Source organism: Pelagibacterium nitratireducens (genome assembly GCF_037044555.1).
Taxonomy (GTDB): Bacteria; Pseudomonadota; Alphaproteobacteria; order Rhizobiales; family Devosiaceae; genus Pelagibacterium; species Pelagibacterium nitratireducens.
Map to the genome: position 1 here is coordinate 2,998,156 of NZ_CP146275.1, position 14,304 is coordinate 3,012,459.

Consider the following 14,304-nt stretch of genomic DNA (forward strand, 5'->3'; position numbering starts at 1 on the left):
GTGGCCGGGGATTTTGGTTTGCGGCTGCGCCGTTAAGTGGAGGGGGTGCCCGGAAGCCAGGATTTCAGTCCCTCTAGTTTCGCCTGTGAAAGGGAGCAGGCGAAATGGTTGCAACAATCGCGGCGGGCACCTCCGCCCAATATTACACCGAGACAACTGAATACTACGTCGGTGGGCGGGAACCGGCAGGCCGGTGGATTCTCACCGCCGGGGGACTTTTGCTTTCGGTCGGCAGCATTGTTGAGTCCAAGCCTTTTGAGCTCTTGCATGCCGGCTTGCGTCCGGACGGTTCAGCCCTCCTGTCCACCGTCGGCGTCGGCGGCCCCCGTCGCCGCATCGGCGGATACGATGCGACGTTCTCGGCGCCCAAGAGTTTCGCCCTCTTGTGGGCGATGGCCGATGATGACTTTCGCGCCAGGCTGGAAGACGCCCAGGCCAAGGCAGTCGCTCAAGCGATCGAAATCGCCGAAAAATACGCTGCCTTTTGCCGGTTCGGACGCAACGGTGTCCACCGGGAAAAAACCCGCTTAACGGTCGCCAGCTTCCAGCATGGCGAATCACGTCCAGCCGAACACACGGACGGACGGGTTTTTGAGGACCCAAACCTTCATACGCATACCGTGATCATTAACGCCGGCCCGCGTCAGAATGGGGGCTTTGGAGCCCTCGACGGAACGGCGCTGTTTGCCTGGAAAATGGCCATGGGTGCTCAGTATCATGCCGTGTTGGCGTTCGAGCTCATGCGACTTGGTTTCAAGATCGAGCTAACAGGCAAGAACGGCCTTTTCGAAATCCGCGGCGTTCCCGCCGATCTCATTAAATATTTCTCGGCGCGCCGGAATGAGATTGCGGACGAACTTGCTGCCATCGGCATGCAGAGCATGGATGCGCCCTCGGTCGCGGCCTCAGTCGCACGCAAATCGCGCAAGATCAAGCAGCAGCATCAGGCCGAGGATCGGCATGTTGGCTGGCGCGACCGCGTTACCGAACAGGGATATGACGCAACTACTTTGATCGCGACGAGCCTCGCTCAGCCGGAACACAAGGAAAGCCTTGCGGACCGCCTTGCTCAGATTGCCGGAGCATTGACGGAGCACGAGTCAACGTTCGAACGGCGGAATCTGCATGCCGCAGTAGCGTCGGCTTACGTTGGCACTGGTGAGGACCCACGTCATGTGGCTGCCGAAGTCGATCGAATGATCGCTGAGGGGGAATATGTCGTGCTTGACCGTGACCGGTTCGGCCAGGAAATCCTGACCACCCCCGAAATGCTCCGGATCGAACGCGAGATCGGCCAGATGGTGCGCGAGCTGACTGCCATACCAGGCGCAGCGCTTGATGCCGGACGCGTCGACGAGCTGGTGACCGAGCATGGACTCAATGACGAACAGGCAGCGGCCGCACGGGCAACCCTTACCGCGCAGGTCATCCATATCATCGAGGGGGCACCGGGGTCTGGCAAGACCAAATTGCTCGAGGCAGTGACCGAGGCTCTTCAGGAAACAGGCCATCGCGTCATCGCCGGCGCCACGGCCTGGCGAGTCGCCAATGCCCTACGCAATGATCTTGCGATCAAAGCCCGTGCCATCGACTCCTGGCTCGCCGTCGCCCGGACCGGTGGCGACTTCATCACCGCCGGTACGGTCCTCATCGTTGACGAGGCCGGTCTGCTCTCGAGCCGTCAGATGCACGCCCTGCTCAGAGCCTTTAGCGAGGCGCAGGCAAACGGCGATAGCAGCAGCCGTCTGATCCTGGTGGGGGATCGCGACCAGTTGCAGAGCGTGGGCGCCGGTTCTGGCTTGCGGCTCGTCGCCAACGCAATGTCGGGTTCGAAAGTCGATGAGATCGTTCGCCAACACGAGCAATGGGCTCGCGATGCCATCACTCATTTTGGCAAGGGCCGCGCGCGCGAGGCGCTTGCGGCATATCGCGAACGAGGACTAGTCCTCGAAGCCGATGGTGCTGCCGCCACCGTCAAAGCCCTCGTCGATGCCTGGGAGCAGACCAGGGTCGGCGCGGGAAACGGTTCTGCACTGATCATTGCCAAGAGCAACGCGCAGGTCCGAGCGATATCGACTGAAGTGCGCAGGCGTCTACGCGACCGGGGCCAGATCGTCGGAGCCGAGTTGCTCCTGCCAGCTGTGAGCGCATCGCATCAGGAAGTAACCCTGCCGCTGGCCCAGGGGGATCGTGTGCGCTTCCTCACGCGCGCAACGCTGGACGGCGGTGAGATCGTCAACGGTACGGAAGGCCGGATCGAATCTATTCGTAGCGGAACGCGCGTCGAATTGACCGTTGCGACCCAGAATGGCCGCGTCCGATTCTCGCCTGACGAAATCGCCGACGAACAGGGACGCGCAAAGCTTGCCCACGCCTATGCCAGCACCATCCATCTCGCCCAGGGAACCACCGTCGACCAGGCTGTCGTCTGGGTGACGCCAGGCATGGATCGCCACGACATCTATGTGTCCGCCAGCCGGGCCCGTGCCCAGACCCAGCTCGTCATCGATCGTAGGGCGGTCGAAACCAGTCTGAAGGCCAGCCTGCCACTCAGCGAGCGCAGACGAGGTGAGGCGAAAGAGTTCGATGAGCGTCTGGACTTTCTGGCGACGCAACTGGCGCGGGCACGACTCAAGCGCACCACCCAGGATTTCGCGCCGCAGATGGAGCCGCAGGTTCCGCTTCCCCTCCTGTCAGCGTCGCGGGAGCAAGCGCAACAGGATGACGCCAGAAAGCGCGTGCAGGTCAGGGAGATCAGCCTTGACTGAGGCAAACGTGAAGCGCCGCAAGTCAGTATCGCCTATGGTCGAACGGTCCGCCCACGCGGACCGCTCAACCCTGATGATGGCCAAGACCAACGCCAAAGTCCAAGCGATCAGTGCCTGCGCCCGCGAATCACTGTGCGCCAAAAACGAGCTTGGCCAGTCTGACCTGTGCCGGTCAGATGCCGTATCCCCCTCGGGTCAAACCCATCAGCTCGCTCTCGCGGCGGGTGATCACATCCGATATCTCGCGCGCAAGGATGAACTCGGGGTCATCCATGGCACGGCCGGGCGCGTGCTCGATGTCACGACCGATCTGACCGGAACGCTGATTGTGCGTGCCAAAGTGGAGGGTCGCGCCCAGCTTGCCCACGCATGCGCGACCACCAGTTGCGGGTCTCAGGGCCTTACGACCGACCAGTCTTTTCTGATCTCTGATACATCCATGGACCGCCACGACATCCTTGTCGTGGCCTGCCGTCACAGGCATGGGCTCGAGGTCTTTTTTGATGCCACAGAGCCCGATACCGGCGCAAAAGCGGCCCGTTTGCTCACCGATCGGGAGCGGCCGGTCCAGGACGGAGAGCGCCACGTCCTACTCGCCCAGATCCTGAGCCGCTCAGGGACGCGGGCTTCCACCCCCGACTATCTCCGCCCGTGTGCTCTCGAGCATGTTCAGGTGCCAGATCAGGGTGCCCACAAAGCCTGCCAGATATCTGCAGCGCGAGCCGCGCTAGGTCTCAGCCATGAGCGCTGATGACGCAAAGCTTAGGCCCAACAATCCGCCGACCAAAACCATCCCCCGTGATGTTGACCATTGCGAACGATATCTTGACCGCCTTGCACTGGTCGTGGAACGGGCCGGCAGAAATGCCGCAGCCTTTGTCCCCATCGTGCGCCGGCTCGAAAGGGAGCTCGCCGAGGCCAAGGCGGATGAGGAAGTGCTCGCCAAACTTAGGGCAAGGTTGCGGGCCGGATCAGCAAACACACGACAAACCAACCCACAAGACATAACCGGAGACAGCGAATGACCCTCACCTTTGCCCTGCCAAGATGTCCATTTCCGCTTGTAGACATGCCGCCGAAAGTTTCGCCCCTCGATTACGAACGGTTTCGCCCGAGAAGGTACTGTGCCGATGAGCGCTATGTTTATCGAGTCGACTACCTTCATAGCTTTGGAGACTGGCTTCCGGACCGCATTAAGGCTGACGGTCATGGATACAGAATCCCGCTGGACAATATTTTGCGTCACCGTGACGCCAACAAAGCGTATATCGATGCGATCATGGAAAAGCTCGATCGCATGACGCGCACCGGGTCGAGCCTTCGCGCCATCTATTTCTGGGACAATCACAATCTGGTGCGTGAATTCCAGCTCACCCATATCCGGGACTTTTCCTACATGGAAATGGATCATGCCCGAAATGTTACCGGTGAGCTAAAGTCGTACGAACTGAAACATATCCCGGTGATCTCACGCGTACACCGCTCGCACTTGCCCTTAGGCACTATAATTCCCGACCTCAATCCCCAGCTTACCCCTTTCGGACTGGCCCACGTTGTCGCGCTTGCCTCGGGAGAGCACGTCAGCATCCCTTCACAGCACATAGAGTTCTGGTATCGCAACCAATGGACCGATATTGCCAATATTGACCCCGACATGCTGCAAGCCCAATGCGCCCAGGGATCGCTGCGATCCGTCGTTCCAGCGATTCCGCAGTATCTCCTTGGCGGCGACCGGGGTCGTTCTCGTGTCGACCGATGAGGGCAAAATGGAATACGGTGCAAGATTGCATATGCAATGACCTTGGCAATGTTGTTGACTGTCCTGCAGCCTAACCATTCCAGAGGCAAGAGCCCGGGAATGGAATGGCGCAGGGTGCCCGACTGTGATGCAAGGGGTTATCCCGCCTGGCCATGCACCAAGAGCCAGTTTGCAGCCTGGGATGCCTTGGCGGCAGCCGAAAAGATCGCCTTCTTGTCGTTTTTGAGAATGGCCAGCCAGCATTTGATATAACTGGCATGATCGGCGCGGGGCGTGGGCGTCAGTCCCAGATCGGCACACAGAAATGCTGCACCAAGTTCGGCAATCAGCTCTTCGGCAGCATAGGCTTCCTTGCCAAAGCGACCTGAAAGATCCCGATCGAGTCTGGATTTTGCGCCTGACCAGTGGACCTTATGCCGATATCGGCATAAGGCCCATTATGCCGGAAGTGGGATTATGCCGCATGGCCGAGTGCGGTGGCTGGTTTGCCGAGGTTCGGCCATGCAGCGGTTCGGCATATTCAGAGCGATTCCAGGAAGGCGAGCAACTCGTCGTTAGGACGATACCGCCCCGGATGCGTTTCCGGGTTGGCGACCTGAGCGAGCGCTTTTTCCTTCAGCCGCATGTCGGCGTGGATATAGATTTGAGTGGTCTCCACGGATTCATGCCCGAGCCAGAGGGCGATTACAGACTGGTCGACGCCATGGTGCAGCAGTTCCATCGCAGTGCTGTGGCGCAGCGTGTGTGGCGTGACTCGCTTGCCGGCGAGGCTCGGGCAAGCTCGTGATGCCGTCAGGCAATGCTTCCGCACCAGATGCTCCAAAGCATCCCGGCTGAGTTGCTCGCCTCGGATTGACGGGAACAATGGCCCGTCGCTGTCGCGGCGTTCGCCTACCCAGACCTGGATCAGTTTCGCCGTATCGCGACGAAGGGGTGTGCTTCGTTCTTTTCGCCCCTTGCCGATGCAGCGGATGTGAGCGCCGGTGCCGAGAACCACGTCTTTGCAGCGCAGGTTGACCAGTTCGGACGCCCTTAGCCCGGTCTGGAGTGCAAGCACCAGCAGGACGTGATCTCGCCGCCCGACCCAGGTCGTTCGATCCGGCGCGGCCAGCAGCGCCGCTATCTCATCAGCGTCGAGGAATGTGACGCTGCGCTTCACATATCGCTTGTTCGGCATGGAGAGAATGCGCTGGCAATGAAGCAACCAACCCGGGTCGGTCAATGCGACGTATCGGAAGAATGACCGGATGGCTGCAAGACGCGTATTGCGGGTGCGGGCCGTGTTGCCGCGCGCCGTTTCCATATGGGTCAGGAAGTCGGCGACGAGATCGGCATCGAGATCTTCGATCGTGAGCTTTGTGGGCGGCTTTCCACATCGTGAACTTGCATATCGGACCAGCAGCCGGAATGTGTCCCGGTAGCCAGCGACGGTGTGGCGGCTCGCTTCCATTTGCGTGCAGAGCCGGTCAGTGAAGAAGCGCTGGATCAGCGTGGGGAAGTTGGTCGCCTTCATCGACCTTCCTCCGCCGCCGCGCCTGTTATTCGAGCGGAGGCCAGTTCCAGCAGTTCCGGGACCGCTTCCAGATACCAGTATGTGTGGGCGGTGTTTGCATGACCGAGCCATGTCGTAAGCTTGATCATCTCGCGACCGACGTCTTTGCCCGACCGATACCAACTCAGCATGGTCTGCACCGCGAAGGTGTGACGAAGATCATGGATGCGCGGGCCACGGCCGTGCCGAAGATAAAGCTGCCGCTCTCGCAGCCCGATCTTCTGGCATACATGTGCGAAGTTGTAGCGCGCACCGCAGTCGCCAAGACGACGCCCCTCACAGGTCACGAAGAACGCTTCCGGCCTGCGCCCGAGCAGCCGGTCCCGCTCGCGACTATAGCTTTCCAGCCGTTCCACGACGCTCGGGTCCAGCGGCAGCAACCGCTCCTTGCCGAGCTTGCCCTGCCGGACATGAAGCACACCGGATTCGACATCGAGATCGGCAGGATCGAGACCGAGAGCTTCGCTGATGCGGAGCCCCGTCACGGCGATCAGACCGAACAGCGTCGAGCACGTCAGGCCGCGCATCCCGTAGGTCGATGGCAGCGATCGCGCATGCTCGATGATCGCAACGATTTCGGCGTCACTATAAATATATGGATGCACACGTTGAACGCGACCGGGCACCAATCCCCGGGGCGGGGCCTCGTGCCTGGGATCCTGTCCATGCAGCCACTCGGCGAACTGGCGGGCCACCCTGAAGCGTGTTGCCCGTGTTCCGGGACTTGCAGAGGGAAGGCTTTCGAGCCAGCGCATGATCAGGTTGGCGCTGACGTGCAGCGCGCCGTCGCTGTCGGCGAAGGTGACGAAGCGGCGTAATATCCGTCCATCCGTGGTCATTGCAGTGCCGAGCTGTCGTCTGACGGTCAGATAGCAGTCCATTTCGGCAAGGAAGCTCATCGTGCCACCTCCGCAACAGGCCAAGGCTGGGCAATGGAGCGCAGCCCGTCCGTATCGAGCTTGGCGTAGATCATCGTCGTCGCCCGCGATCGATGCCGCAGCAGATCGCCGATCTCTTCCAATGACGCACCGGCGCGAACCATGTTCGTCGCCAGGCTGTGGCGCAGAACATGCGATCCCACATAGGGTGTCGGGGGCTTCACGCCCGTCGCCGCGAACGCCTCCTTCAATATCGTGTTGATGACCTGGCTGTCCTTGAACGGACGGTTGGGCGCTCGATGCGTCACGAACAACATGCGCGTGGTCGCTGAAGTTCGCTCCTCCTGTAAATACCGAATGATGGCTTCGCCGACGTCCGGCGGGATTGGCAACCGGTCATGTTGCTGCCCTTTTCCACGAACCATCAGTTCGCCGGCGCGCCAGTCGATGTCATCCAACTGGATCGCGATAATCTCCGGCGCACGCAGGCCGAGACGAGCCATCAGCAACAGCATGGCGTAGTCGCGGGCACCACGCCGCGGATTGGTGCGCACCGACGCGACGACGGCCTCCACCTCATCAGGCGACAGATAACGAGGGAGCCTCGCGCCCCAAGGTTTGTGGACTCTGGGGACGCAGAGCGAGAGGTTGGTCGTCGTGAGGCCCTGGGCGAACAGATACTGGAAGAAGCTGCGCAGATGCGTGGCCGGCGTCTTGTCGCGGAACGGGCGCTTGCGTGAGAGAAGGTGCTCCATGAACGCCACGACATCCCGCACGTTCAGCGCCGGCAGGTCGAGCACATTGTCGCCGAAGCGATGGTCGAGAAAGCGATCCGCGAACCGGAGCACGTGATAGATCGTACGCGGGCTGAGACCGCGTTGCCGCAGAAGATAGGTTTCGAAGTTGCTCAGCAGCTCTGCGCGCTCGGCCTGCGCAGGTGTCAGCGGCGGTCGTGTCGCCACGCCGATTTCAATCAGATGCGCGACGAACAGCCTGGCAAGATTGGGAACCTTGATCTGGCTCTGCGGTGTCGCTGGCAATCGACATCCCAATTCAACAGCAAGATCTGGCGTCAACGCCGACGGTGCAATGGCCTCGTCATCGAGCAAGCGACCGAAGCGTCGAAGCAAATAACGATAATTTTTCAGCGTATCCGGTTTGTAGTTTCTGGACGCAAGGCTTTCTTCGAATGATGCGAGATACTGATCAAGGCATGTATGATCGGATTTTTCCATTTCTGTGCTCCATGTTGGTGGAGCAATGAACTTCGCGCCAAATCCCCGCTTTGTGACCAGTCGATCTTCATCTGAGGGCACGTGCGGCCAAGACAATATTTCGACGTCACCTCTTCAACGCTGACCCGCATATAGAGTTCTTGACGTGGCTGCCCGGACTTTCGTATCTAAAATTATGGGGATTGCGAGCTCCCCACGAGGCGCCAGCCGAAGATCGCGTTCCTGTTCAACCCCGGCCACGGAGGAACGCACATGCCTGCGCCCAATGCCATTTCGTTCGATAAACTCACCCGCATCATCGGAACCCCTCGAGCGCCGCTCTTGCTCGACGTGCGGTCCGAGGAGGATTTCGCGACCGATCCACGGTTGCTCCCTGGCGCCGCCCGGATCGATGACCAGGCGCTCGCCGCGCTCGCGTCACAACTCGGTGGGCAGCCGTCCATTGCCGTCTGTCAGGCCGGCCACCGGCGCAGCCAGGGCACGGCTGCCTGGCTTCGCGCCGAAGGCTGCTCCTCGGAATATCTCGAGGGCGGGTTCGATGCTTGGCGAGCGGCCGGACTCCCGTTGATCGATCCAGGCAAGTTGCCGGCGCGCGATGCGCAGGGCCGTACCATTTGGGTCACCCGCTCCCGCCCCAAAATCGACCGCATCGCCTGTCCTTGGTTGATCCGGCGCTTTCTCGATCCCCGTGCGATCATCCTGTTCGTTGCCCCCGCCGAAGTGGTGGGCGTCGCCGAGCGCTACAATGCCGCGCCCTTCGACATCGAGGGCGTGTTCTGGAGCCATCGGGGCGAGCTCTGCACCTTCGATGTGATGCTGGCCGAGTTCGGCCTAGGCATTCCCGCCCTCGACCGCCTGGCCGCCATCGTTCGCGGAGCCGATACCGCTCGGATGGACCTCGCACCCGAAGCCGCCGGTCTGCTTGCCGCTTCGCTCGGCCTGTCGCGGATGTATTCCGACGATCTGGAACAACTAGAGGCCGGGATGCTCCTCTATGACGCCTTTTATCGATGGGCACGGGACGCGACCGACGAGACCCATAACTGGCCCACTAACAAGCCGAAGGCAGAATGATGCAGGACCGCGCATATCCAACCCTTGGTGCGGCCACCCGCATCTGGGCCCGCATTGGCCTGCTGAGCTTTGGCGGCCCCGCAGGACAGATCGCGCTCATGCATCGCATCCTCGTCGAAGAACAGCGCTGGCTGGGTGAGAAGCGGTTCCTTCATGCGCTCAACTACTGCATGCTGCTGCCGGGGCCGGAAGCCATGCAACTCGCCGTCTATATCGGCTGGCTGATGCATCGCACCCTCGGCGGCATCATCGCGGGCGTCCTCTTCGTGCTGCCGGGCGTCGTGGCGATCATGGCACTCAGCTGGGTCTATGCGCTTTACGGCAATGTCGGGCCAGTCGAAGCTTTGTTCTTCGGGCTCAAGGCCGCGGTGCTGGCCATCGTGGTGCAGGCGGTCATCCGGATCGGCTCGCGTGCACTGAAGAACGGGGCGATGGTCACCATCGCCGCCGCCGCCTTCGTAGCGATCTTTGGCTTCGCCATCCCTTTCCCGCTCATCATCCTGATTGCTGGCTTGATCGGGTTCTTCGGCGCCCGTGCGGGTCTGCCTGCATTTCATGGTGGCGGCGGACACGGCAAGGTGGGCAAGGTCCAGGTCGATGACGCCGACACCCTCCTCGGCGAAGAATCGCCGGCTCACACGCAGGTCAACCGAGGGTGGGCGTTTCGCGTCTCGGCAGCGTTCCTCGTGCTCTGGTTGGTCCCGGTCGCCCTGCTGTTCGCCGTCTTCGGTCCGGCCAACGTTTTTGCCCAGATCGCAGGCTTTTTCAGCGTCATGGCCGTGGTGACCTTCGGTGGCGCTTATGCGGTCCTTGCCTATGTCGCGCAGGAGGCAGTTCAGAACTACGGCTGGCTCGCCCCCGGCGAGATGCTGGACGGGCTCGGCATGGCCGAGACTACGCCCGGGCCCCTAATCATGGTGACGCAGTTCGTGGGCTTCATGGGAGCCTTCCGCGATGCGGGCGGACTGTCGCCGTTGATGGCGGGAACGCTGGGCGGGCTGCTGACGACATGGGTTACGTTCACACCCTGCTTCCTCTGGATATTCCTAGGTGCCCCGTTCATCGAGCGCTTGCGCGACAACAAAGTGCTGACAGCAGCCCTGACGGCGATCACGGCCGCCGTCGTGGGGGTGATCATGAATCTTGCGGTCTGGTTCGGTCTGCATGTTGTTTTCGATGAGGTGCAGACGATCACGTCTTTCGGCCTCGATCTCGATGTGCCCGTCTGGTCCACAATGAACCTGTCTGCTGCGGCGTTGGTCCTTGCCGCGCTTGTCGCGGTTTTCCGCTTCAAGCTCGGCCCAGTGACGGTTCTCGCCGGGTGCGCAGCGGCTGGTCTGGTTCTTGGGGTGGCCAACATTGCATAACGGTGATCCGCTCTCGCGATCCAAGTGAGAGCCAAAGGGCCCATGACGAGATTGATAAGGGGACAACGCCGCATTTCGTCAAAGCCCCACCCGGACAATCGGATCGTGGGCACGCTAACCCCTAACCGAATTCCTCAGCTCCCTTGAGTTTCGTTTGGGCGTCGGTTTATGCCGAGCGCAAAGAGGACTATGGCCTGCAATTACAGCAGAGCGCTTGCGAAGTCGGCATAATCCCACTTCCGGCATAATGTACAAGCTCATGGCAAAGCGTCGCGTAAAAGGCCTCGCGTGCCCCACTTGTATTTGTGCCCACAAAGCGCTTGCGATCCGGCATTCGGATCAGGTCATAGCCGGGAATGTAGCATGCATGTTCGCCACCCTCGTCGATGACTGCACCGGTGGCGGCAACGAACTGCTCTGCCTTCTCGATCGGATCGAATAGCGGTCCGTCTGGAAGTGTCTCTGGCGCACATTCAAAGCCCTCAACCTGTGCTGCGTTGAACACGGAGCTGGCCCGGGCAATGAACCGCTCACCGACTTGGGTTTCGCCGGTCTCCTGGTTGGTCTCTTCAACCGACAGAGTCTTATGAAAGACCACGAGCGCGGATTTCTCGCCGCGGCGGACCTGGCAGCCCTTGTCCTGCCATTGCCGATACGTGCCCCAGATGTTGGACGGGTATTCAGCAACAAACGCTGCGACCCAGAGGCTGACGATGTTGACGCCATTGTAGGGGTTCTTCGAAGCGATGTTGACGGGGCGGGCAAAGCTGCCGGCCGTGCTTTTGATCCATGGGAGCCGGAAGTCTTCGGCGGTCTCGATCGCATCGACGATGCGGTTGGTGATCTCCTGATGGACATCGAATTTTTGGGTGCGTGGCATGGGTCTCTCCTTTCGTTGCCTGGAGCCGCGATCGGCGCGGCCTGATGGCGACCGAAGAGGCTGAGCCAGACGGCCCTTGCACCCCGAAAGGGGCGGGCGAAGCGAAAAGACGGCGCATGCCGTTGCGAGGGCGGAGGGTTCGGCCAGGAAAGCCACGAAGGAAGGCCGCGACACACGCGGCGGTCAGACGGAAAGCTGGAGAGAGAAAGCGACGCCCATGAAGATGAATGCAGCGCAATCGAGCACACCCAGCATGATCCGGCAAATGTTGAAGCGTCCGGATTCAGCGCGAGGACGGCGCCCCCTCCCAAACTATTGACTAGAACCTAGTTACAAGGTACTACTAATCGCATCAGTGCAAAGAGGATGGTGTGCTACTGTGATGCCCGTTGTTCGAATTTCCGACGCCACCTGGGACCGGTTGAAGAGGTATGCGCGTCCCTTAGAAGATACGCCCGATGATGTGATCCGGACCGCCTTGGATGCATTGGACAAAACGCTGGGCAAAACGCCGCCTAAGCCAATCCGGGCAGCGCCCAAGCCCAGGGGCAAGAAGACGCCGCAACGCGAATTCCGCAATCCTCTGATGCGCGTTCTTCTTGATTTAGGAGGGGCCGCATTCAGCAAGGATATCCGCGATCGGATGGAACCGGAGGTGCGCTCTATGCTTGGAGCGGCCGATCTCGCACCAGTCTCATCAGGCGATCCACGGTGGTGGAACGCTGTGTGCTGGGAAAGAAATGACCTAAAGAAAGAAGGGCTGATGCGCAGCGATTCCGATCGTGGAATCTGGGAGCTGAGCGAGGACGGCTTGCGGGAGGCGAGACGGCTATCAGAGTAGAGCTGAGCCTTTCAAGGAAGCCTAGCTATCGAAGTCCATGGCAGTCTGCGGGTCTTCGGGGGGCAGATCAAGGTCGGCTGTTCGGTAGGCTCTCAACCCAGCCTGCTCCGCATATCTCACAACATCGGTGTCGTCAGAATAGACGGTTGTCGCCCCTTCGGCTTTCGCGATGGCCACGATCTGGCGGTCGAATTTGACCTTACCGCGCGTGACCTCAGGATCAGCAGAATCGATACGAATTCCTCCGCGTCTAAGCGCGTCGCCGATCGCTAACGCTGCCTCGATGGCGGCCTTTTGATCAAAGTTTGCAATGCGGAAGACGGCCTGCCCATTCAGGGCATCAAGATAGTGATTGGTTGCCTCACCCGAATGGACCAGGATTTCACTCAGCACCGGCGTTGGCACGATGATCTTTTCACTGGCGTCGGACAGTACAGAAACAAGATGCTCTATGCGGGCAGCAGCGTTTTCGACCGGCAAACCGGTCGCTGGATCAATCGGGGGCTTTGCCTTTGGCTCGATGAGCAGCAACAGAACGGAGGTATCGAAAACCACCATCAGTGAAGGCCATCCTTGCCGTCCCGCAACTCATCAAGCGCCGCGATCGGATCGTCCATTTCGGCCCAATGGCTGCCCTGCGCGGCCCGCAGATCTTCAACAGCCTCCGCAAGGTCGTGATTCTTGAGGATAGCAAAGGTGGCAACTCGGAAACGCTTCAGCGTCCAGATGCCGTCTTCTTCTCGCATCCATCTCCCGCTTCCATGGAGTCGGATTGGCTCGAACAGGTGATGCCCGAGTCGGCGCGCTGTTTCTCGGTCTGTTTCAATGCCGGTATACTTCAACTCGCCATTCTGTAGCTGAAGGTGGATTGTCTGGTCAGCACCCGTCACGCTGATCAGAATACCATCAATCGACCCCTCCTGCGTGAAAGGCCCGTATTTGACCGGCTTTGGCCGTTTGACACCCGGAAACTCAATGATCTGGGCCGTGGGACTTTCACCCTCGTAGACATAGCCGGTGGCATTGTCATCGGCGAGAAGCCGGTCGATTTCGTTCCACGCCTTCAGAGCGTCTTGGCCAGCTTCCCTACGACGGACACGCTCAAGCTGCTCATCCACTTTAGGGATTTCTTCGCGATCAATGCGACTGACAAGCTGCGTGCTGCCCGGCTTGAGCTGGTCAAAATGAACCCCATGTTCGTTGCCCAGCATGGCAGCAAATGCCTGCATGTACTTCGCCAGACGCCCCATGGGAATGGTTTTTGGCGAATAAGCTTTGATGTAGAGCGTGAGTGTTTTTTCGTCCGCCTTCATGGGCTCACCGCTCGCTCCAGGCTAATCTTCAGCCGCGAACCCGTCGCAGCAGCATAGCGTTGTAGCGCCTTCATCGAGGGACTGACCCGTCCACTTTCGAGCTTGGCGATATAGGACTGCGAGGTATGCATCCGCTCGGCCAGTTCCGTCTGCGTCAAGTCTGCCTCGCTCCGCGCACGGATCAGCGCCTCCGCGATCGAGAACTCCTCGGCGAGAGATTCATATTCAGCGCGCACATCGGCACGCTTCAGCAGATCCTTTTTCAGCTCGTTCAAGCTTGTCATCTCACATCCTTCGCTCGCTTCAGGGCGAGCTCGATTTCGCGGCGTGGGGTCTTTTGGGATTTCTTCACGAAGATCCTGACCACCACTACGCGCTTTGGTCTGGCAACGACATACAGAGCGCGGGATATGCCGTCCCTGCCCTTCATCCTGATTTCCCAAAGCGGCCCTTCCAGGTGCTTCACGTGGGGCTCGCGAACGCGCTCCAGCCCCAAAGACTGGATCAGCTCACCGATCCGCAGGAAGCGGGCAATCTGGTCAGCCGGCAAAGCTTCAAGCTCCGCCCGCACCGTGTCACTCAGGATTTCAATCTTCCATGAAATCAATATATCAAATCTGACGTAATAATGCAAGGG

Annotated in this window: 15 protein-coding genes and 1 pseudogene; 7 read left to right on the forward strand and 9 right to left on the reverse strand. The window is 60.3% G+C overall.

Annotation, left to right across the window (positions count from 1 at the left end; genetic code table 11):
* Positions 1-104 precede the first annotated feature (104 nt).
* The 4 genes from mobF to V6617_RS14820 are packed head-to-tail and all read left to right on the forward strand — an operon-like array spanning position 105 to position 4,527.
* Positions 105-2,768, forward strand: coding sequence for a MobF family relaxase (gene mobF / locus V6617_RS14805; RefSeq protein ID WP_220305762.1), 2,664 nt, complete (start codon positions 105-107; stop codon positions 2,766-2,768).
* Entirely contained in the window at positions 2,761-3,519 is a 759-nt protein-coding gene (locus tag V6617_RS14810; protein ID WP_332715750.1) for a hypothetical protein, read from the forward strand. The genes mobF and V6617_RS14810 overlap by 8 nt, the downstream gene beginning before the upstream one ends.
* Complete coding sequence (locus tag V6617_RS14815; protein ID WP_220305764.1) at positions 3,509-3,793, forward strand: hypothetical protein; 285 nt, start codon at positions 3,509-3,511, stop codon at positions 3,791-3,793. The genes V6617_RS14810 and V6617_RS14815 overlap by 11 nt, the downstream gene beginning before the upstream one ends.
* The gene (locus tag V6617_RS14820) at positions 3,790-4,527 is read left to right on the forward strand and encodes a hypothetical protein (protein ID WP_220305765.1); all 738 of its coding nucleotides are present in this window, start codon (positions 3,790-3,792) and stop codon (positions 4,525-4,527) included. The genes V6617_RS14815 and V6617_RS14820 overlap by 4 nt, the downstream gene beginning before the upstream one ends.
* A gap of 137 nt (positions 4,528-4,664) precedes the next feature.
* On the opposite strand, the pseudogene V6617_RS14825 reads toward V6617_RS14820, so the two are convergent.
* The 4 genes and pseudogenes from V6617_RS14825 to V6617_RS14840 form a co-directional block, all read right to left on the reverse strand.
* A pseudogene (locus V6617_RS14825) lies at positions 4,665-4,934 on the reverse strand (zincin-like metallopeptidase domain-containing protein); the annotation flags it as partial.
* 113 nt (positions 4,935-5,047) lie between these two features.
* Positions 5,048-6,040 carry a tyrosine-type recombinase/integrase gene (locus V6617_RS14830; RefSeq protein ID WP_036744228.1) on the reverse strand — a complete coding sequence of 331 codons (993 nt, stop codon included), beginning with the start codon at positions 6,038-6,040 and terminating at the stop codon, positions 5,048-5,050.
* A complete protein-coding gene (locus V6617_RS14835) occupies positions 6,037-6,978 on the reverse strand; it encodes a tyrosine-type recombinase/integrase (protein ID WP_036744226.1) in 942 nt (313 codons plus the stop codon). The genes V6617_RS14830 and V6617_RS14835 overlap by 4 nt, the downstream gene beginning before the upstream one ends.
* Positions 6,975-8,192 (reverse strand): tyrosine-type recombinase/integrase, encoded by a 1,218-nt coding sequence (locus V6617_RS14840; protein WP_036744225.1) that lies wholly within the window; start codon positions 8,190-8,192, stop codon positions 6,975-6,977. Before V6617_RS14840 ends, V6617_RS14835 begins: the two co-directional genes overlap by 4 nt.
* A 252-nt stretch (positions 8,193-8,444) precedes the next feature.
* Here V6617_RS14840 and V6617_RS14845 point away from each other — a divergent pair, with 252 nt between their 5' ends.
* Positions 8,445-9,266: a chromate resistance protein ChrB domain-containing protein gene (locus V6617_RS14845; protein ID WP_036744223.1), complete on the forward strand. Its 822-nt coding sequence runs from the start codon at positions 8,445-8,447 to the stop codon at positions 9,264-9,266.
* The gene (gene chrA / locus V6617_RS14850; RefSeq protein ID WP_036744230.1) at positions 9,266-10,633 is read left to right on the forward strand and encodes a chromate efflux transporter; all 1,368 of its coding nucleotides are present in this window, start codon (positions 9,266-9,268) and stop codon (positions 10,631-10,633) included. Before V6617_RS14845 ends, chrA begins: the two co-directional genes overlap by 1 nt.
* 187 nt (positions 10,634-10,820) lie before the next feature.
* Here chrA and V6617_RS14855 read toward each other — a convergent pair whose 3' ends face one another.
* Positions 10,821-11,513: an ArdC family protein gene (locus V6617_RS14855; protein ID WP_220305766.1), complete on the reverse strand. Its 693-nt coding sequence runs from the start codon at positions 11,511-11,513 to the stop codon at positions 10,821-10,823.
* A 382-nt stretch (positions 11,514-11,895) separates the two neighbouring features.
* Here V6617_RS14855 and V6617_RS14860 point away from each other — a divergent pair, with 382 nt between their 5' ends.
* Positions 11,896-12,354, forward strand: a complete 459-nt coding sequence (locus V6617_RS14860) for a winged helix-turn-helix domain-containing protein (protein ID WP_240549718.1) — start codon at positions 11,896-11,898, stop codon at positions 12,352-12,354.
* A gap of 21 nt (positions 12,355-12,375) precedes the next feature.
* Here V6617_RS14860 and V6617_RS14865 read toward each other — a convergent pair whose 3' ends face one another.
* The 4 genes from V6617_RS14865 to V6617_RS14880 are packed head-to-tail and all read right to left on the reverse strand — an operon-like array spanning position 12,376 to position 14,301.
* The gene (locus V6617_RS14865) at positions 12,376-12,912 is read right to left on the reverse strand and encodes a type II toxin-antitoxin system VapC family toxin (protein ID WP_220305768.1); all 537 of its coding nucleotides are present in this window, start codon (positions 12,910-12,912) and stop codon (positions 12,376-12,378) included.
* Positions 12,912-13,667, reverse strand: a complete 756-nt coding sequence (locus tag V6617_RS14870) for a hypothetical protein (RefSeq protein WP_220305769.1) — start codon at positions 13,665-13,667, stop codon at positions 12,912-12,914. The genes V6617_RS14865 and V6617_RS14870 overlap by 1 nt, the downstream gene beginning before the upstream one ends.
* Positions 13,664-13,951 carry a helix-turn-helix domain-containing protein gene (locus V6617_RS14875; protein WP_220305770.1) on the reverse strand — a complete coding sequence of 96 codons (288 nt, stop codon included), beginning with the start codon at positions 13,949-13,951 and terminating at the stop codon, positions 13,664-13,666. Before V6617_RS14875 ends, V6617_RS14870 begins: the two co-directional genes overlap by 4 nt.
* Positions 13,948-14,301, reverse strand: a complete 354-nt coding sequence (locus V6617_RS14880; protein ID WP_309207458.1) for a type II toxin-antitoxin system RelE/ParE family toxin — start codon at positions 14,299-14,301, stop codon at positions 13,948-13,950. The genes V6617_RS14875 and V6617_RS14880 overlap by 4 nt, the downstream gene beginning before the upstream one ends.
* Positions 14,302-14,304: the final 3 nt, after the last annotated feature.